The 18,478-nt window shown below is 52.2% G+C and carries 21 protein-coding genes and 1 riboswitch; of the genes, 15 read left to right on the top strand and 6 right to left on the bottom strand.

The genetic code is table 11. From position 1 onward, the window contains the following. Positions 1–3: 3 nt before the first annotated feature. Both panC and panD read left to right on the top strand, forming a co-directional pair. Positions 4–855, top strand: a complete 852-nt coding sequence (gene panC / locus DDY07_RS20465) for a pantoate--beta-alanine ligase (protein WP_171697243.1) — start codon at positions 4–6, stop codon at positions 853–855. A gap of 97 nt (positions 856–952) precedes the next feature. After that, complete coding sequence (gene panD / locus DDY07_RS20460; protein ID WP_033156827.1) at positions 953–1,333, top strand: aspartate 1-decarboxylase; 381 nt, start codon at positions 953–955, stop codon at positions 1,331–1,333. Positions 1,334–1,381: 48 nt separating this feature from the next. Here panD and fliW read toward each other — a convergent pair whose 3' ends face one another. Then, positions 1,382–1,840 carry a flagellar assembly protein FliW gene (fliW, locus tag DDY07_RS20455; protein ID WP_033156828.1) on the bottom strand — a complete coding sequence of 153 codons (459 nt, stop codon included), beginning with the start codon at positions 1,838–1,840 and terminating at the stop codon, positions 1,382–1,384. Between the two features lie 139 nt (positions 1,841–1,979). Beyond that, a riboswitch (cobalamin riboswitch) is annotated at positions 1,980–2,198 on the top strand. A 118-nt stretch (positions 2,199–2,316) separates the two neighbouring features. Between fliW and DDY07_RS20450 the strand changes: the two genes are divergently transcribed. From DDY07_RS20450 to cobD, 4 genes are all read left to right on the top strand, one after another. Continuing rightward, complete coding sequence (locus tag DDY07_RS20450) at positions 2,317–4,140, top strand: TonB-dependent receptor (RefSeq protein ID WP_171697242.1); 1,824 nt, start codon at positions 2,317–2,319, stop codon at positions 4,138–4,140. A 19-nt stretch (positions 4,141–4,159) separates the two neighbouring features. After that, positions 4,160–4,735, top strand: coding sequence for a hypothetical protein (locus DDY07_RS20445; protein ID WP_171697241.1), 576 nt, complete (start codon positions 4,160–4,162; stop codon positions 4,733–4,735). A gap of 115 nt (positions 4,736–4,850) precedes the next feature. Continuing rightward, the gene (cbiB, locus tag DDY07_RS20440; protein WP_171697240.1) at positions 4,851–5,768 is read left to right on the top strand and encodes an adenosylcobinamide-phosphate synthase CbiB; all 918 of its coding nucleotides are present in this window, start codon (positions 4,851–4,853) and stop codon (positions 5,766–5,768) included. Continuing rightward, positions 5,761–6,780: a threonine-phosphate decarboxylase CobD gene (gene cobD, locus DDY07_RS20435; RefSeq protein WP_171697239.1), complete on the top strand. Its 1,020-nt coding sequence runs from the start codon at positions 5,761–5,763 to the stop codon at positions 6,778–6,780. The genes cbiB and cobD overlap by 8 nt, the downstream gene beginning before the upstream one ends. On the opposite strand, the gene DDY07_RS20430 is transcribed toward cobD, so the two are convergent. Further along, positions 6,751–7,473, bottom strand: a complete 723-nt coding sequence (locus DDY07_RS20430) for a hypothetical protein (RefSeq protein WP_171697238.1) — start codon at positions 7,471–7,473, stop codon at positions 6,751–6,753. The two genes, cobD and DDY07_RS20430, sit on opposite strands and share 30 nt — an antisense overlap. A gap of 216 nt (positions 7,474–7,689) precedes the next feature. Next, positions 7,690–8,484 carry an RMD1 family protein gene (locus DDY07_RS20425; protein WP_033156832.1) on the bottom strand — a complete coding sequence of 265 codons (795 nt, stop codon included), beginning with the start codon at positions 8,482–8,484 and terminating at the stop codon, positions 7,690–7,692. 106 nt (positions 8,485–8,590) lie between these two features. Here DDY07_RS20425 and aroG point away from each other — a divergent pair, with 106 nt between their 5' ends. From aroG to trmB, 6 genes are all read left to right on the top strand, one after another. Next, a complete protein-coding gene (gene aroG / locus DDY07_RS20420; protein WP_171697237.1) occupies positions 8,591–9,670 on the top strand; it encodes a 3-deoxy-7-phosphoheptulonate synthase AroG in 1,080 nt (359 codons plus the stop codon). Between the two features lie 3 nt (positions 9,671–9,673). After that, complete coding sequence (thiS, locus tag DDY07_RS20415) at positions 9,674–10,651, top strand: sulfur carrier protein ThiS (RefSeq protein ID WP_171697236.1); 978 nt, start codon at positions 9,674–9,676, stop codon at positions 10,649–10,651. A 296-nt stretch (positions 10,652–10,947) separates the two neighbouring features. Continuing rightward, complete coding sequence (locus tag DDY07_RS20410; protein WP_171697235.1) at positions 10,948–11,148, top strand: bacterioferritin-associated ferredoxin; 201 nt, start codon at positions 10,948–10,950, stop codon at positions 11,146–11,148. Positions 11,149–11,153: 5 nt separating this feature from the next. Further along, a complete protein-coding gene (locus DDY07_RS20405) occupies positions 11,154–11,471 on the top strand; it encodes a hypothetical protein (RefSeq protein ID WP_171697234.1) in 318 nt (105 codons plus the stop codon). A 185-nt stretch (positions 11,472–11,656) separates the two neighbouring features. Continuing rightward, positions 11,657–12,178, top strand: coding sequence for a hypothetical protein (locus tag DDY07_RS20400; protein ID WP_171697233.1), 522 nt, complete (start codon positions 11,657–11,659; stop codon positions 12,176–12,178). Between the two features lie 230 nt (positions 12,179–12,408). Continuing rightward, complete coding sequence (trmB, locus tag DDY07_RS20395) at positions 12,409–13,098, top strand: tRNA (guanosine(46)-N7)-methyltransferase TrmB (protein ID WP_171697232.1); 690 nt, start codon at positions 12,409–12,411, stop codon at positions 13,096–13,098. A gap of 4 nt (positions 13,099–13,102) precedes the next feature. On the opposite strand, the gene DDY07_RS20390 is transcribed toward trmB, so the two are convergent. From DDY07_RS20390 to DDY07_RS20380, 3 genes are read right to left on the bottom strand one after another with little or no spacing between them, the layout of a single operon-like run. Continuing rightward, positions 13,103–13,657: a DUF2058 domain-containing protein gene (locus DDY07_RS20390; RefSeq protein WP_171697231.1), complete on the bottom strand. Its 555-nt coding sequence runs from the start codon at positions 13,655–13,657 to the stop codon at positions 13,103–13,105. Positions 13,658–13,711: 54 nt separating this feature from the next. Continuing rightward, positions 13,712–14,932, bottom strand: coding sequence for a hypothetical protein (locus DDY07_RS20385; RefSeq protein ID WP_171697230.1), 1,221 nt, complete (start codon positions 14,930–14,932; stop codon positions 13,712–13,714). Between the two features lie 3 nt (positions 14,933–14,935). Further along, positions 14,936–15,784, bottom strand: a complete 849-nt coding sequence (locus DDY07_RS20380) for an outer membrane protein assembly factor BamD (protein ID WP_171697229.1) — start codon at positions 15,782–15,784, stop codon at positions 14,936–14,938. A gap of 83 nt (positions 15,785–15,867) precedes the next feature. Between DDY07_RS20380 and rluD the strand changes: the two genes are divergently transcribed. From rluD to DDY07_RS20365, 3 genes are read left to right on the top strand one after another with little or no spacing between them, the layout of a single operon-like run. Next, on the top strand, positions 15,868–16,821 hold the full coding sequence (rluD, locus tag DDY07_RS20375; RefSeq protein WP_171697228.1) for a 23S rRNA pseudouridine(1911/1915/1917) synthase RluD: 954 nt from the start codon (positions 15,868–15,870) through the stop codon (positions 16,819–16,821). Beyond that, positions 16,802–17,527, top strand: a complete 726-nt coding sequence (gene pgeF / locus DDY07_RS20370) for a peptidoglycan editing factor PgeF (protein WP_171697227.1) — start codon at positions 16,802–16,804, stop codon at positions 17,525–17,527. Before rluD ends, pgeF begins: the two co-directional genes overlap by 20 nt. A gap of 1 nt (position 17,528) precedes the next feature. Next, positions 17,529–18,404 carry a ZIP family metal transporter gene (locus DDY07_RS20365; protein ID WP_101052695.1) on the top strand — a complete coding sequence of 292 codons (876 nt, stop codon included), beginning with the start codon at positions 17,529–17,531 and terminating at the stop codon, positions 18,402–18,404. The last annotated feature ends 74 nt before the right edge of the window (positions 18,405–18,478 follow it).

Raw genomic sequence — 18,478 nt, 5'->3', positions numbered from 1 at the left:
CGTATGCAAATAGTCACCAGCATCGCCGCCTTGCGAGAGGTAATCCGCCAATGGCGGCAAAACGGGCAAAGCGTCGGTTTCGTGCCGACCATGGGCAATCTGCATGCCGGGCATATCAAACTGGTTAGCACGGCCAAGCAACAGACCGATAAAGCGGTGGTCAGTATTTTCGTCAATCCCACCCAATTTGGGCCAAACGAAGATTTTGCCAGTTACCCGCGCACCGAGCAGCAGGATCAGGAAAAGCTGATAGCCAGCGACGCCGATTTACTATTCTTGCCGTCGGTGACGGAAATGTATCCGCAAGCCACGCAAACCGGCATTTCAGTTAGCGGCTTGTCGGCCCTGCATTGCGGGGCCAGCCGGCCCGGACATTTTGACGGCGTAGCCTTGGTTGTTTGCAAGCTGTTGAACATGGTCCAGCCCGACCTGTTGTTGTTGGGCGAGAAGGATTTTCAACAACTGACGCTGATTCGGCAAATGGTCGCCGATTTGAATATACCCGTTGCAGTCCAGGGCGTGGCAACGGTTAGGGAGGACGATGGCTTGGCGATGAGTTCCCGCAACGGCTATCTGACCGACCAACAAAGACAGCACGCGCCCAAGCTCTATCAAGCCTTGATCGCTGCACGCGACGAGATTTTAGCGGGACATGTCGATTATCCAGCCGTGACAGAACGGCAGCGCCAAAATCTGCAGCAAGCCGGTTTTGCCGTCGACTATTTCAGCATTTGCCGTAGCAAGGATTTATTGCCGGCCAGCACCTGCGACGCTAATCTGCTGATTTTGGCTGCTGCCAAGCTGGGCACTACACGCCTGATCGATAACCTGTATTTTTCTACAATAAACAACTGACTGCATTGGTTTTTACCTTTAAAAGCTAATGCTTAAATTTGATAGCAGAGTCAATTTCAGGCATAATCGCCGGCCCTAGTATTCGACCTTGTTTACCATGAACATAAACATGCTTAAAGCTAAGTTACACCGTGCGCGGGTAACGCATTCCGAGCTGGATTACGAAGGATCGTGTGCTATAGACGGTAAAATTTTGGATTTTTCCGGCATCAGGGAGTACGAGCAAATCCATATTTACAATATTAACAATGGTCAACGCTTTACCACCTATGCGATTCGCGCCGAAGAAGATTCCGGCGTATTTTCGATTAACGGTGCAGCTGCAAGGTTGGCGTGCCCTGGCGATTTGATTATCGTTTGTGCGTTCGCCAGCTTAGATGAGAAGGAACTGACGAACTACAAGCCGACTTTGGTGTATTTCGACGGCAACAATCGTATTAGCCATTCCAGTCATTCCATTCCTGTTCAGGCCGCCTGATTTAAACATCCGCCGGCGAACTCAATCGCCGGCGGATGTTTGCATTTTTTAAGCTTCAGATACATCTATCTCACTGACCTTCTCGGTCAGGGTGATGCTTTGTTCGATTGCCACCAATACTTTTTGCATGCCGATGCGTTTGTTGGCGTTGATTAAGATTGGCGATTTGATCGAGCCTTTAATGGTCGGCTTGCCATTATCCTGCTCGTTGTCTTTGTGCAGCAGAATTAATATCACCAGTTCGTCGCCCGGCTCTAGTTGCAGCAGCGCTTCTTCGGGGTCGGTTACCGTAAAGTTATAATTGATGTTGAAGTGCGACGGATGAGCCGCGGAAAAAGTCAGCTCCGCGTTATCGACCGATTGCAGCCAATAGACAATCTCGCTGCCTTCCTGATGAAATAATTTAAAGCGGGTCTGATCTTCAAAACCGGGTAGGCCGCGCGGAAAATTGATGATAGTGTCCGGATTGATGTCTTGGTTGCCTAACAATTTCGATTGAATTTCCATGATCCCGCCCGCATTTGTTGAAGTCTAAGTTAACAGCATTAATCAATGCACCAATGTATAGCACGGAAAGGGGTATTTGCAATGCCGATTGTGGGTGACCCGCTCGGACACTCTTGCTTTATCATGCCCGACTCCCTAAAATTGCACGCTTCTTTCAGGTGTTTGCGCCGCTTTCTCGGCCAAGCTTAAACAGGAAGTCGGTGCGGCGGTTTTATCCGCTCATGCCGGCGCTGCCCCCGCAACGGTAGATAAGTAAAGAGCTGCGTTTTTGCCACTGTGCGCTTTGCATGGGAAGGTCGCAGATCAGGCGTCAAGCCACTTATAAGCCCGGAGACTGGCCCGGAAGATCATTCGAGACAGCGGAGGGCTGTTGACGGAATGGTCTGAGTCCATGCCTAGCCTGCCTCCGTCTTTTTCGTTTTCCGTTTTTCCTCTGTCCTTTTTCACCCGGATGCGCGGCGGGCGCAGAGGACAATATGCAAACAATTCTATACAGATCTTTATTGCTGGCGAGTACGCCTTTTACCGTGTGGGCGGCAACCGGCGATGAGGCTATCAACCTTGCCGAAACAGTCGTGACGGCTACCCGAACCGAGACTAGACAGAACGAATTAGCCACGGCGATGACGGTTTATAATCGCCAGGACATCGAGAAACTTCAGGTTAGAACCCTTCCTGAGTTACTAAAAGGCACGCCGGGCGTTGATATGGTGCAAAGCGGCGGTTACGGCAAGGATACCAATGTCTATCTGCGCGGCACTAACTCCGATCATGTACTGGTTTTAATCGACGGCATCAAGGCCGGCTCGGTGACCACCGGCACCAGCGCATTTCAGTTTATTCCTATCGATCAAATCGAACGTGTGGAAATCACTCGAGGCCCGCAGTCCAGCCTGTATGGCTCGGAAGCGATCGGCGGGGTGATTCAGATATTTACTCGCAAGGGCGGCACCAGTGAACGGCCGAACATTGCGCTGGAAGCCGGCGGCGGCTCATACGACACCTATAACGGCTCGGCGGCCGTCAACGGTAAATGGGGCAAGGCTTGGTATAGCTTGAGCGCCGCTCAACTCGGTAGCCAGGGCATCAATGCGCTGAGCGGTGTCAGCGTCGCGAGCGGCTATAATCCGGACCGCGACGGCTATAACAACACCAGTCTGAATGCCAAAGCCGGTTACCGCTTCGACAACGGCGCGGAACTGGAAGCATTTTTCCTGCGAGCCGAAGGCGAAACCGAGATCGACAATTCCATCAGTAGCACCACTGAGTTTGTCAATCAGACGCTGGGAGCCACAGCCAGCGCAAATTTCAGCGATAGGTGGAAATCCACTTTGCGGGTGGGACAAAGCATGGACGATGCCGATCAGTTTCGGCATAACGGTCGGTTTACCAGTCGTTTCAACACCACACGCTGGAACGCCAGTTGGCTGAACGAACTGGCCTTGCATAAGGATCACCAGTTGACAGTGGGTGCCGATTACCGCTTCGACGAAGTCGACAGCACCACACGCTATGTCGAAACCTCGCGTTACGATGTCGGAGTGTTCGCTGATTTGCACAGCCGGATTTTCGACAAGCATTTTTTGAACGCTTCCTTGCGGTGGGACGAAAACCAGGCTTTCGGCGATAGTGTCACCGGCAATTTCGGCTGGCGGTTTAATTGGGATTACGGTCTCAGCGCTTTTGCCAGTTTCGGCAATGCGTTTAAGGCGCCGACCTTTAACCAGTTATACTTCCCAGGCTTCGGCAACCCCGGCTTGCGTCCGGAAAAGTCCACCAGCTTCGAAGCCGGTTTTGCCGGCCATCACGATTGGGCCAACTGGGAACTGCGCGCTTATCACACCAATATCGAGGATTTGATTGTATTTAGCGGCACGCCGTCCACCGCCAGAAATATCGGCAAGGCGCAGATAGATGGCATAGAAGCCGAAGTGTCCACGCAAATTCTCGGCTGGAACAACAAACTAAGCATTAACCTGATGACACCGAAGGACAGGCAGACCAATTTGCGTCTGCCGCGTCGAGTGACGGAAAGCTTGTCCTATGATGTCTCGCGCTCGTTCGGTGACATTGATATTGGTGCCTCCGTGTTGGCTCAGGGCGAACGATTCGACGACGCCGCGAACCGGGTCCGTCTGGGCAGCTTTATGACCGCCGATCTGCGTACCGCTTATCGCATCGACAAAAATTGGATGTTAAGCGCCAAACTGAATAATATGTTCGACAAACGCTATCAAACGGTTAACACCTATAACAGCTTCGGTAGAAATTTCTATTTTTCTATCCATTACAATTACTAAACCTTTTTTGGAGAACCCTATGAGTTTGAATCAAACCTTGGCTGTTAAACCCGGCGCGGTCGCGTTGATGGCCCTGATGGCCGCCACCCGCTTTCACCATTTCGGTACGCCGTTTGCGTTGCCGGACGCTTCGCTGGCGGTGTTTTTTTTCGCCGGCTTATGGCTGGGCGGACGCTATTTGTTCGCCTTACTGCTGGCGGAAGCGGTGCTGATTGATTACTTGGCGATCACTAAACTTGGTGTCAGCGATTTTTGCGTCTCCAAAGCCTACGTATTTCTGGTCGGCTCTTACGGCGCGATGTGGTTGGGTGGCAAATGGTGCCGACAATTCACTGGGTTGTCGATAGCCACCGCCGCGCAACGCCTGATGGCTCTAGTAGCGGCTACATCCATCGCGTTTCTGTTTTCCAACGGCAGCTTTTACTGGCTATCCGGACGCTATCCCAACGGCTCATTCACACAATATATTGAGCGCGTTGCCATGTATTACCCGCCTTACCTGACGAATACCTTGATCTATGGCGTGGTCATTTTTGGCTTGGTAACTGTCGTAAAATCCTTACTGGCTGCCAAAGCCACTCGCGAAGCCCTCTAACAGCATTCCAGAATCCAGCGCGGTGATTCTCATCGCCGCGCTGGTCAGGACTATGTCGGCAAGCATGCCCTTCCGCTCTCCCAGATTTGCAATACCTGTTTATCCAACGTAAATCATGATTCTCACCCTCAGCATTTTGCTGGCTGTAGCCATCGATTTTTGGCTGGGCGAGCCGCGCAATACTTATCACCCGCTAGTGATGTTCGGCAAATGGGCTAGCGCTATAGAAATGCGGCTGTTAAACAACGAGCAATCGGTTTTTCGTCAACGAGTCAGCGGCTTTTTGGCGGTGACGATAGTCTTAATTCCCTGCCTGCTCTGGTTGTGGCTTGTACCGAGTTGGCCACCGCTGCAAACTACAATCGATGTAATGGTTTTGTATTTTTGTATCGCGGCCCGCAGTTTGCAGCAACATGCGCTGGCCGTTCATTCCGCCTTATCGGATAGCGATTTACCGTTAGCGCGGCAACAGGTGGGTAAAATCGTCAGTCGTCAAACCGAAGCGATGTCCGAGGCCGACGTACGCCGTGCAACTATCGAATCGGTGCTGGAAAACGGTGCCGACGCGGTGTTTGCGCCCTTGTTCTGGTTCGTCGTATTGGGGCCGTTCGGCGCCTTGCTCTACCGTTTCAGTAATACCCTGGATGCGATGTGGGGCTATAAAAATCAACGCTATTTATACTTCGGCTGGGCCGCCGCGCGCTTCGACGACCTGCTGAATTGGTTGCCGGCACGCTTGACGGCCTTGAGCTATGCCCTGCTCGGCAACACTGCACAGGCTATCAAGTCTTGGCGGACGCAAGCCCATCTACTGGACAGCCCTAACGCCGGACCGGTGATGACAGCTGGCGGTGGCGCACTGCAGCTGCAGCTGGGCGGGCCGGCTTGTTATCACGGCCAACTGAAACAAAAACCTTGGTTCGGCGGCCCACAACTACCGGAAAACGGCGATATTGAACGCGCCAGCGCATTGATGTACCGGACTCTACTGTTGTGGTTGATCGTGATCGCTGCGGGAGATGCCCTTGCTTGAACACGGCGGACGCTTGCGGCAAGCCGCAAGCCAATACGACATTCCTTTGGCCGACTGGCTGGATTTGTCCACCGGCATCAACCCTAACGGCTGGCCGGTACCTGCCATTCCTGCCGAATGCTGGCAACGCCTACCGGAAGATGATGACGACTTATTAGCAGCAGCGCGGGTCTACTATCAAAACGATTCCTTGCTGGCGGTGGCCGGCTCGCAAGCGGCGATTCAAGCGTTACCTTTGTTACGGCCGAAATCACGAGTGGGCTTGCTGCACCCTGCCTATGCCGAGCATGCCGGCAGTTGGCAAAAAGCCGGGCATCACGTTACCAGAGTCGAAGCGGAGGCAATTGATGACCGGCTGGATGAGTTGGATGTGTTGATTTTGGTCAATCCCAATAATCCCACTGGCCGGCTGTGGAACCGGCAACAGCTATTGAATTGGCATGAAAGTCTTAGCCGGCGTGGCGGCTGGCTACTAGTCGACGAAGCATTTATCGATAGTTTGCCCGCCGAATACAGTCTGGCACCACTACCTGTGCGGCCGGGTTTGATAATATTACGGTCTGTCGGTAAATTTTTTGGCTTGGCCGGCATCCGTTGCGGCTTCGTGATTACCCAGTCGGACTTATTGGCGAAACTTGCTGAGCGGCTTGGGCCCTGGGCTATCAGCCATCCCGGCCGTTATGTCGCGGCACTGGCCTTGGCTGATCAAAGCTGGCAATCCGCCGCTGCTGCATCGTTAGCGAAGCAGGGGCAACGACTACAGCAGCTATTGACCGACAGCGGTTGGCCACCCAGCGGTGGATGCGATTTATTTCAATGGGTGAAGTGCGAGCAGGCAGCTAAGCTGCACGATTTATTGGCTGGGCAGGGTATTCTGACCCGCTTGTTTCAGGAGCCGGCGAGCGTGCGTTTCGGTTTGCCGAAAGACGAGTCAGCCTGGCAACGCTTGCCCCAGGCAATGACTCATCCTGATATCAGGCAATTAAGCGTGTTTGCGCATCCGCAAACCTAATCCGGCGATAACGCTTGCAAATAACCACGCCGCGCCAGGTAGCGGCACAGGAGTAAACACGTGAGTGTCGACTATGTCACTGGCGGTAATGACACCAGCGCCACGAAAATCTTCGCTGTCGCCTAATTTTCGGTTAACTTCAAAAACCAAAAACTTCAAATTATCGGCAAATGCTAAGCCAAACAGGCTGGGCAGTTTAGTCGGATCAAGGTCTACCCCGCCCAGTAATAGCTGATCAAAAAAAGCTGTCACCGAAAATTCCGCACCGGATACCAACATTCCACTGTCATCGTATTGGTTGCTAGCCGATTCCATATGAAGGGTCAGGATGTCATAAGTGCCCGGCATTACTTGGGTACTGGTAAACCCCTGACTGTTTATCTGAGTTTCGCTGACGGTGGTGTTGTCGACGATATTTAGCACAGCGTGGTCGTTATCTATCGCCAACGCTTGTCCATTAGCTAATATGGAAAGCGGAGCGCTTAGCGAGTAGCCCAAACGTAAACTGGCGGATTCGCTGCCTGACGCCGGAAAAACGTCGCTGGAGCTCGGTGACAAAGCATCGACCGTTACTTGTCCTGAAAAATTGCCGGTGCTGAAATTGACGAAATCGCCTGAAAAAGTAAATTCAAGAGCCGCAATCGCGTTAGCCGAATACAAAAACGTCGCTAATAGGGCAGATAGTATTTTCATGGTTTGTCCTTAAAGTAAATTTAGTGATGCGACTTCTTATACTTAGCAGCAAGACTAAGTGGAGACGCAGGGGATACCAATATTTTTGTGAGCGAGTTCAATCTCTGAACCGATTATCGCGGCAGCCGGTCGATACCGTCAACCCTTGATTTTCCTGGGCAAGCGTTAGCTTGCTGCAAACCCGGTGCCGAATTGGGCCGCTGAGAGTTGGGCTCACTAAAAAAGCTTGTCCAAAATCGACATCACAATCTCCACGGCAATCAGCCAGATAATGATCCACTCCAAGGCCGAGGAATGCTGGTGTTTTTGTTCATCTGCCAGCATTTCCAGCAGCTCGTGTATCGTCTCAAGCTTTTTTGACAATACGTCGGTGCGTTGCTGAATTTCCAGATAATTGGCCGCCATTGAATAAATATGCTGGTATTCGGGATGTTCCCAAAAAAATTCCGGTGTATCCAGCAGATCGTAATTAAGGATGATGTCGCTCTTGGTAAGAAACAACTGGCCGCGGATCATCGCCATGGTTTTGCGATTGAGCTTGATTTTGCCTTCCCGCGCCAGCGACTGCGGCAAATGGCTGGTGGCGCGGATGGTGTCGATGGCGTGGCCTTCGAACGCCGCTAATTTGATCGATTGCGCCATCGCGTGCGAAAGAGCCAACAGCACTTTGAAGTCGGCAGATTGCAATTCGATATGATCGTGCTGAATCCGGTCCTGCTCGCAACCTATTTCATAGCTGAAGTTATCTTCCTGCGGTTCGGCATCGGGTTTGATTGCATAATCCAGCAATAAGTCCTGCAAGGCGCGGCGGTCGTCGAGATTCAGGTTCCAGCAGACCATCACGCCATAAGCAAACACAATCGCGCAGCCGGTTTTGTAATCCACCACCAGAGCGTTTCTAAACAGCTGGGCGCGGGTAGTATCCAGCAGTTTTTCCCGCAATTGCGCGAATTCGAACGATTGCGCCAGGCACACCGTCAAGCAGCGTTTAATGGGTCTGTCGTCTGTCATGTCCGTATTTTCTCAAGTCGGTTTCGGCATTAGTTTGTAACACCGACAGGCAAAACGGTTAAAATAGCCAATTAATTCCTCTACTGAAAGCGTATTGCTGAGTGTCATGCCAACTAACTATAACACCGATGATTTAAGAATTTGTGAAACCAAGGACGTGGTGGCGCCGATTCAGGTTCACGAAGAAATCCCGATGACCGAGCAAGCCGCAGCCACCATTCTGCATGCCAGGGCAGCGATTCACAACATTCTGACCGGTGCCGACGACAGATTGTTGGTGATTATCGGTCCTTGCTCCATCCACGATCCGGCAGCGGCAGTGGAATATGCAGGGCGCTTGAAACTGATCATGGACGAGTTGAAAGACGACCTGGTGATCGTGATGCGGGTTTACTTCGAAAAGCCGCGAACCACGGTAGGTTGGAAAGGCTTGATCAACGATCCGGATTTAAACTCCAGCTTCAACATCAACAAAGGCCTACGGATGGCCCGTCAAGTATTGTTGGATGTGAATAATCTTGGTGTGCCGGCCGCCACCGAGTATCTGGACTTGATCACACCGCAATACGTCTCGGACTTGATTTCCTGGGGCGCCATCGGTGCCAGAACTACTGAAAGCCAGGTGCATCGCGAGTTGGCATCCGGCTTGTCTTGTCCGGTCGGCTTCAAAAACGCCACTGATGGCGGGATACAAATTGCGATTGACGCGATCAATGCGGCAATGAGTCCGCATCATTTCTTGTCGCTCACCAAAGAAGGTCGCTCGGCGATTTTCTCGACGCGCGGCAACGAAGATGCCCACATCATTCTGCGCGGCGGCAACAGCCGGCCGAACTATGACGAAGTCAGCGTCGATCAAGTCGCCGAAGGTCTGGAGAAAGCCGGGTTACGCCCAAACATCATGATTGATTTCAGTCACGCCAACAGCCTGAAAAAATACCAGCGGCAAATGTTGGTGTCCGAGGATGTGGCCAGCCAAATTCGCGGCGGCGACAACCGCATCATCGGCGCAATGGTGGAGAGCCACTTGGTGGGCGGCCGTCAGGATGTCGAAGAAGGTAAACCGCTGACTTACGGCCAAAGCATCACCGACGCCTGCCTGGGTTGGGACGATAGCGCCGAATTGTTACATCATCTGGCCGGCGCCGTGGAACGCCGCCGTGCCGCCAAAACACACAAGGTTTAACGCATGAAAATACAGGTCAATGGCGATCATCGCGAGTATGGCGAAAACGCCACCGTTGCCGACGTAATTGCTGATTTGGGCTTGACCGGCAAACGCATCGCCGTGGAATTGAACAAGGAAATTTTGCCGTTTACCCAGCACGCCAGCCAACGCTTGCAAGCTGACGATAGATTGGAAATCGTACAGGCTATCGGCGGCGGCGAAGACGATTATTTCACGCTGGCCGGCAAACAATACCGCTCGCGTTTGTTGGTCGGTAGCGGCAAATACAAGGACCTGGAAGAAACCCGCCTGGCCACCGAAGCCAGCGGCGCCGAGATTATCACTGTCGCGATTCGCCGCACCAACATCGGCCAGAACCCCGGCGAACCCAGCTTGCTGGACGTGATTTCGCCGGACAAATACACCATCCTTCCCAACACCGCCGGCTGCTACACCGCAGACGATGCGGTACGCACCTGCCGCTTGGCGCGCGAATTGTTGGGCGGCCACAAACTGGTCAAACTGGAAGTATTGGCTGATCAACTGACCTTGTTTCCGGACGTTGCCGAAACTTATGTCGCCGCCGAATTGCTGGTCAAGGAAGGCTTTGATGTGATGGTTTACACCAACGACGACCCTATCGCCGCCAAACGACTGGAAGAGATCGGCTGCGTGGCCGTGATGCCGCTGGCTGCGCCGATAGGTTCCGGTTTGGGCATCCGCAACCCCTACAACATTTTGACCATCGTCGAAAACGCCAAGGTACCTATCTTGGTCGATGCTGGCGTCGGCACCGCCTCCGATGCAGCCATCGCCATGGAACTGGGCTGCGACGGTGTGTTGATGAACACCGCGATAGCCGCTGCGAAAAATCCTGTATTGATGGCTTCGGCGATGAAAAAAGGCATCGAAGCCGGCCGCGAAGCCTTCCTGGCTGGACGGATGCCGCGTAAACGTTTTGCTTCGGCCTCTTCGCCGATTGATGGGTTGTTTTTGTAATCTCGTATTAGATTAGGTAATGGAGGAAACTGTAAAATTTGTTTTAAAGTTGATCCATTTAGCTTTTACTGTTTTTTGCAGAAACCAGGCTATTCCGAAAACGATGCTGAAAAAATCGCCAACCGAATTGGTTGGGCCATTTTCGGTGTTTTTATCGCATTATCATTTGTGACAATCAAATACGGAACGTAGAACGCAGGTTGGGTTAGCCCGATAGGGCGTAACCCAACGAATGGGCCAACATACCAGTTTACGCACCGTTAACACGATCATCTGATACGCTTAAACCTTTCATCATGAACGCCACGAAGCTTGACACCGAAAACGAAGTAATTTGCTACTGCAGCGGCACCACCGAGCAGCAAATCAAACAACTACTTGACGAGGGCGTCACCGATCCGGAACGAATCTCCCGCATTACCGGCGCGGCATCCGGCTGCGGTGGCTGCGAATTCGAATTTCAGCAGCTAATCTCCGAGCATAATCAAGACACGTAACGCCGATGGCTTGCTGCGACGATCCCACCGAACCGAAAAAACTCGACCGCCGGGAGTTGATCCGACTCCAAGAGCAATATGGCGAATTGGTGAGGGATTTGTTTACCGAAGATCCGGAAAAAGTCGTTTTGAAGCTGTTAAACGACGCCAATACTTATTTGACAGAGTTGGCGGCCTTGCATGCCCATCATCCTTCTGTGCGCTTAAAAGCTATTGAGTTGTTGGCAAAACCTAGCATTCCTGTGTTGCAACAAATTTTAGAAAACGAGCCGGATTCCCCGTTCGGCATGGCTGCGCAAACCCGGTTGGCACAATTACGATAGATCATTCGCTTACAAGCGCGTTGAATAGCTTGATACTTGTATTATCTCAACTACATTAGTGAAGCGCTCAACGTAGACTGGTCAAAATCTTGGTAGCATTCTATCGAGTAGTTCGCGCACGGCTTGTGGTGATACCGGCAAAAGATCAGTCGCCTCTCCCATCTTAAAGTCTTAAGGATTTCATCATGAAATTGTCGACAGTTACAATTGCGGTGCTAACGTCTCTAGTATCCGGAAATTTATATGCAGACCAATATATATGCAAAAATATTAGCGGGACAATACAGCCGTCCACCGCTGACCCGGATTGCAATATTCTAAAATTCAAGGATCGCCAGTTTCCCGATTTAACTTTTTTGGGACCACTACCTCCCGGCGCACCACCGGTGTGTTTCATCGGCACCTTAACCGCCACACTTGGTAAAAACCTGAAGCTGACCGGAACGGCGTTCTCCGGGCTGTTTGCAAATGGGCTTGGTCAATTAACCGGGGCGTCGGCAATTAAGCTGAGTGCCGGGGCAGTTGACCTGGGGCGGGTTTTTACTAAGGATCTGATTTTTAACCCTGAAGGTGCGACGACAGAATTATTAACGGTAGTTGGTGGCAGCAAAACTTTTAAAGACGGTAGGGGACAATTTGAAATTGCCGGCAACATTCTTTACGAGAGCGCACCATTTACCGGCCAGTTGTGTATAGAGGACGACTGATTCGGTTTGTACAATTTAGATAAATGCGTTTTTAATTTGTGTTTTTCGGCGACTTATCGTTGACGAAAAACACACTCTTTTGCTATCGGAATACAGCACTAATTTGATGGTCAAACTGAAATAGTTACAGGAAATCCTTCTCGCTTACATGGGCAGACTGATGTTTAAACTTCAGCTGATATACTCAGCTACCATTATTTAGCTTCACCTGATTAATCTTCGCTATTCCAATGATTGAACCCCAAAAAATCGACCCCGCCCGCATCAAAAGCTTCATCCGCCGCCAAGGCCGGGCTACCGCCGGCCAGAAACAGGCACTGGAAAGCCATTGGGATAAATATTGCCTGTCGCCGCAAGCCAGCTTTGATACCGAGCAAGCCTTCGGCCGGCAAGCGCCGTTGATTGTCGAGATCGGTTTCGGCAACGGTGACAGCCTGGCGGCGATGGCGGCGGCCAATCCGGATTTGAATTATCTGGGAATTGAAGTGCATCGGCCCGGCGTCGGCCATTTGATGATGTTGCTGGAGCAGCGCGGCATTAACAACGTGCGGATTTACCATCACGACGCGATCGAGATTCTAGAGCAAAAAATTGCCGATCACAGCCTGGCCGGCGTACATCTATTCTTCCCCGATCCTTGGCAAAAGCGCCGCCATCACAAACGCCGCATCGTCCGCCCCAGTTTCGTGGAATTGCTGAACAAAAAATTGATGGCCGGCGGCTATTTTCACGCTGCTACCGATTGGGAGCATTACGCCAAGGACATGCTGGGGATTTTGTCTGCGGGCAACGGTTTGCAAAACAGCAGCGCCAGCAACGATTTCTGCGAACGCCCGACTTATCGGCCTTTAACCAAGTTCGAAAATCGCGGCCTGGGTTTGGGGCACGGAGTTTGGGATTTGATTTTCCGGAAGATCTAGCGCTTTACCACATCAAATCGTCCGGAATCTGAAACTCGGCATACGGGTCGTCGGCGGCAGAGACATCTTGCGTCGCTTCGTTCAATACCACGATACTGGCAGCGTCCCGAGCCTGCACTTTGCGGGCAACCTCCGCCGGCACTATCTCGTAATGTCCGTCTACTTTGGCGATGCCGGCCCGACCGTTGATCAAGGCCTCTCGCACCTTTTCCGCCACGTATAAGGTTTTGACCTTGCTATCGTCGGTGAAATTATAAGCCAGGCCGTTCGGGTCCTGAGCGATAAGGTTCATTTCGACGATTTGCTTGATTTGCGCGCCCAAGGCTTTTTGTTCCTCGGCCAGCTTGCGTTGCCGATTCAGTTCTCGGTCGCGCTCCACCTGTTCCTGGCGCAATTGCTCCGCACTGAGCTTCACCTCATCGACGATCTCAACGCCGTTATTGCGTTCCAGTTTGGTTTGTTTACGCTTCTCGGCTTTGACTTGCTTGAGCTTGGCGTCGTTGCTCAGACCGGATTTAAGCAGTTGTTCTTGCAGGGATAGATTTTGCGGTTTTTTCATGGCTAGACAATGGTTTAGCAAGGTTAAAATTCGCGGTCAGCATAGCATAAAGCGTTACTGGCCCAGCATCTTGCCGGTAGCGTATTGCCACCAGCTTAGCAGCTTGGTCAGCGGCACCTCGCAGCGGTCGTAACCTTGGTATTCAATGCCGCGGAAGATGTCCTCGCGTAGCCATTGATAAGCGGCCGGCGCGCTTTGTTGCAAACGTTCCGGAATTAAAATGTATTGCGCCACCAGTTCGGCCAACTTTTCCTGGGTGGTGCCATCGTAACGGCCTTCATTGACTTCGCCTAAAGCCTCAAAGGCCTCGAACCATTTCGACGGCCACAACGCTAATTTAGACTCAGCGATGATTTTCATAATGTCTTCGTCGTTGGAAATTTTGTGGTACTTGTAGAAAAAATACAGATCGTCCTGGCCATTCCAGAAATGAAAATTATCGATGGTGTGGGCGATTTCATGCACGACGATAGGCAGCCGAAAATCCACCAGGTACTGCACGCCGATGTCCCGGTAAGTGCCGCCTTCCTTGCCTTTGTCGAAAGCCTTGACGGTAAACACGATCAGGTTCTGACCGCTGAACACTTGTGCCACGGTCTGCGAGCGAAAGCCTATGCCCGGCACCAGCGTCAACGGATGAGTGTGATCTTGCCAGATGCTGTTTTTGTAATCTTCTTGAAAAGCATCGCGAATCAACTCTTGCATCACCGTGGGCTTATCGGCGATTTCCTGTTCCAGATTATCAACCGGCTTGGCTTTGCTGATGCTTTGTCTTAAAAAGGCCGGGATTTTACGAATGGCTTTTTCGAACAGACGCAGATGGTCTACGTTGAAGCGCCGTACTTCGTAGCGATAGTCATCGCTGTGTTTGACCACGGTTTTGGTATCGTAGAACAAGGCCAAGGCCCGCCAGGCGGCTTCACGGTCGTCCCAATATTTTTCCAATACGCAGAGTTCGCCGGCGATATTGTTGGCGCAGTCTTCGCGGTAATCGGCCAAGTCGTCGAGATGGTCCTGGTTTTTATGATCGGTCAGTACCGCCACAGCCTGTTTGCGCAAACCGGGATGGTTTGTTTCGTAAAAGCGGATGATGTCCGCCAGTACCGGTGTGGGTGTAAATTGTTGTTGGCTGGTGGCGCAAACCAATTCGGTGTTTTGCGACAGCGTGAAAAAGCGGTTTTGAAACAGCGTTACCGGCTCGGCTGCGTATCCAAAGCCGACATTTAACAGCAGCCAGCCTAAGCAAGCAGGCCGCAACAAGGTCAAACGGCGCAAATTTTATTTATCCAGGCCCATGGCGTCCCACACTTTTTGAATGGCGCCTTCATCCTTGTAATTGGCTTGCGGTGCGCCGGCCGGGTAATTCAAGGTATAAATCCGTTCGGCGTCTGCGGCCAACTCGTCCATCCCCAACTGCCGGTACCCGTCCTGCATGATTTGCAAGGCAAACGGCACCGCCGGGGTGCGCTGATATTCCTTGATGATGTAGTTGGCGCGGTTAACGGCGGCGACATAGGCTTTACGGCGCATGTAAAAGTCGGCGACATGGACTTCGTACATCGCCATATTGTTGCGGAGAGCGATCATCCGCAGTTTGGCGTCGGCGACATATTGGCTATTGGGATAGCGGCGGATCAATTCCTGGAAATTATCATAAGAATCTTTGGCCGGACCGGGATCGCGTTGCGAAGAGTCCGTGGGCAGAAAGCGGTCTATAAAGCCGATGCCGCGGTTGTAATTGATCAGGCCTTTTAGATAATAGGCATAATCGACATTGGGGTTGCGTGGATGGATTTTAATGAAGCGGTCTGCGGCGGCTAAGCCGGCTTCCGGATCGTCGTTTTTATAGTAAGCGTAAGCAACATTTAATTGCGCCTGAGCCGCATAGTCGCCGAACGGATAACGCGATTCCAGCGCTTCGTAAAGAGTCACCGCTTTTTGATAGTTTTTATTGTCCAGCGCTTCCTTGGCTTTTTCATGGAACATCTTATCGTCCCAGCCGGCGTATTCTTCATCTTTATTATTAGCCGAAGAATCCTTGCTCATAAAGGCATCCAGGGTCTCGCAGCCTTGCAGCGTCCAAGCCAGACAGGCGATAAAAACGGTTTTTACTAAAACTAATCGCATACGTTTATCAACACGTTGTAATATTGCGGGTTTTTTGCAGCTTTTGGCGGCATTCTGGCCGCGAGTATAACTTAAAAACGACTATGACGATATTGACGGCAAGGGTTCCCGAGGAACTGGCGGGTATGCGACTGGACCAGTGTCTGGCCGAAGTGTTTCCGGATTATTCGCGCAGCAAACTGCAAACCTGGATCAAAGCCGGCCGGGTATTGGTGGATGGTGAGGTTATGAAAGGCCGCGAGAAATTGGACGGCGGCGAGGAAATCGAGCTGGATGCCGAAGCTGAGCGCGTCATCGAATATGCGCCTCAGGAAATCCCGCTAGATATTATTTATGAAGACAATGCCTTATTGATCGTCAACAAACCGGCGGGCCTGGTGGTACATCCGGCGGTGGGCAACTGGGATGGCACCTTAGTTAATGCCTTGCTCAATCACGCCCCCAATCTGGATACTCTGCCCCGCGCCGGCATAGTGCACCGCATCGACAAGGATACCAGCGGCTTGCTGATGATCGCCAAAACCTTGCAGGCTCATAACAGCCTGGTCGAGCAGCTACAGGCACGCAGCATCCATCGTGAATATCTGGCGCTGGTAAAAGGCTGGATGACGGCTGGCGGCACCGTCGACGAACCAATCGGCCGGCATCCGGTGGATCGTAAACGCAATGCCGTAGTGCGGCGCGGCGGTAAAGAAGCGATTACCCATTACCGGCTGGAACAACGCTTTAAGCGCCATACGCTGATTCGCGTCAAGCTGGAAACCGGCCGGACGCATCAAATTAGAGTACATATGTCGCATATCAATTATCCGCTGGTCGGCGATCAAGTCTACGGCGGCCGCTTCCAAATGCCGGCTGACTGTAATCCCGCGTTGGCAGAGGCCTTGCGCAACTTTAAGCGTCAAGCCCTGCATGCCGCGAAATTGGGTTTGGAGCATCCGGAAACCGGCGAATACTGCGAATGGGAACAACCCATCCCCGAAGACATGCAAAATCTGTTGAAATTATTGGCCGAAAATGAATTGGATCAAGCCTGATTGGCCGCTGCCGGCGCATGTGCATGCCGCCGTCACCTTGCGCACCGGCGGTGTCAGTACCGGCCCTTACGCCAGTTTGAATCCGGCCAGTCACGTTAATGACAACCCGCAGCACGTCAAAACCAACCGCTACATCATCAAGGACATGCTGCAACTGCCGTCCGAACCGGTCTGGCTGCAACAAGTGCACGGGACGCGCGTGGTGAACGCCGACGAAACCGAGGGCCAGGTGGAAGCCGACGCCAGCTTTGCCGATCAATCCGGCACGGTATGCGCGATTCTGACGGCGGATTGCCTGCCAGTGCTGTTCTGCGGAGACGACGGCGAAGTGGTTGCCGCCGCCCACGCCGGCTGGCGCGGCTTGCAGGCCGGCATCATCGCCGAAACCCTGTATGCGATGAGTTGTGAAGATGTGCATGTTTGGCTGGGGCCGGCGATAGGTCCTGATAATTTCGAAGTCGGCGACGAGGTACGCGATGCGTTTATTAAGGACAATCCGATTACGTCCGTAGCGTTTCGTGCCGGCCAGCCTGGCAAATGGCTGGCGGATATTTACCGGCTGGCGCGTATTAAACTGGCGGAACTGGGTGTGGAACACGTTTATGGCGGTGACCTATGCACCGTCGCCGATCCTCAACGTTTTTACTCGTATCGCCGTGACGGCGCGAATACTGGCCGCATGGCCAGTTTGATCTGGAGAGACTAATTTGACTGTATTGTTGTCGATTATCTTGTTTACCGCGCTGGGTGGCGTGCTTAGTGTTCTGGCTGCTGCGGTGTTTTTATTACTGCCGGAACACAAACAAAAGCATGTACTGCCGCACGGCATCAGTTTTGCAATTGGCGCGTTGTTGACCGGCGCATTTTGCGGCTTGATCCCGCACGCTTTCGAAGAAGTACCGGTCGAGGATATGTCAGCACTCTCGGCTACAATTCTGGCGGGCATTCTGTTGTTTTTTGTCTTGGAAAAACTGCTGGTCTGGCGCCATTGTCATTCCCACGCCTGCGAAGCCCACGGCGAAGAATCGCATGAAGACCATCACCACGAACACGGCCATACGCATGCAATCCAAGCGGCCGGCCACCGCCCCGCCGGGATGTTTATTATCCTCGGCGACAGCATCCATAATTTTGTCGATGGCGTGTTAATCGGCGCAGCGTTTTTAACCGACGTGCAACTGGGTATCGTCACCAGCTTGGCGGTGGCCGCGCATGAAATTCCGCAAGAAGTCGGTGACTTCGCGATTTTGCTGCATAGCGGTTACAAGCGCGGCGAGGCTTTGTTTTACAACATTCTTGCCAGCTTGAGCACGGTAGTTGGCGGCGTTTTGGCGTATTTCAGTCTTGGCGACCTACATCACATCTTGCCCTACTTTTTAACCCTAGCGGCTTCCAGTTTTATTTATATCGCGGTTGCCGATTTAATCCCGTCTTTGCATCAGAAGACCGATATTAAAACTTCATTACAACAGATTGGTTTTATTTTGGCTGGGGTGGTGTTGATTTTGGTGATGCAAGGCATAGCGCATCGGTTTGAAGGGAAAATTGACGGGGATAGAGTCGAGCAAACTGGCATCGTTTGATCCAGTCTTTATAAGGTCACAAGTCAACTGTCTCTTCGCCATGCGAACGAAATTTAGGTCGCCGGCACCGCGAC

The organism is Methylomonas sp. ZR1, assembly GCF_013141865.1.
Lineage (GTDB): Bacteria > Pseudomonadota > Gammaproteobacteria > Methylococcales > Methylomonadaceae > Methylomonas.
Note: the sequence above shows the minus strand (reverse complement) of the source record. Positions and strands in the feature narration are given on the sequence as shown.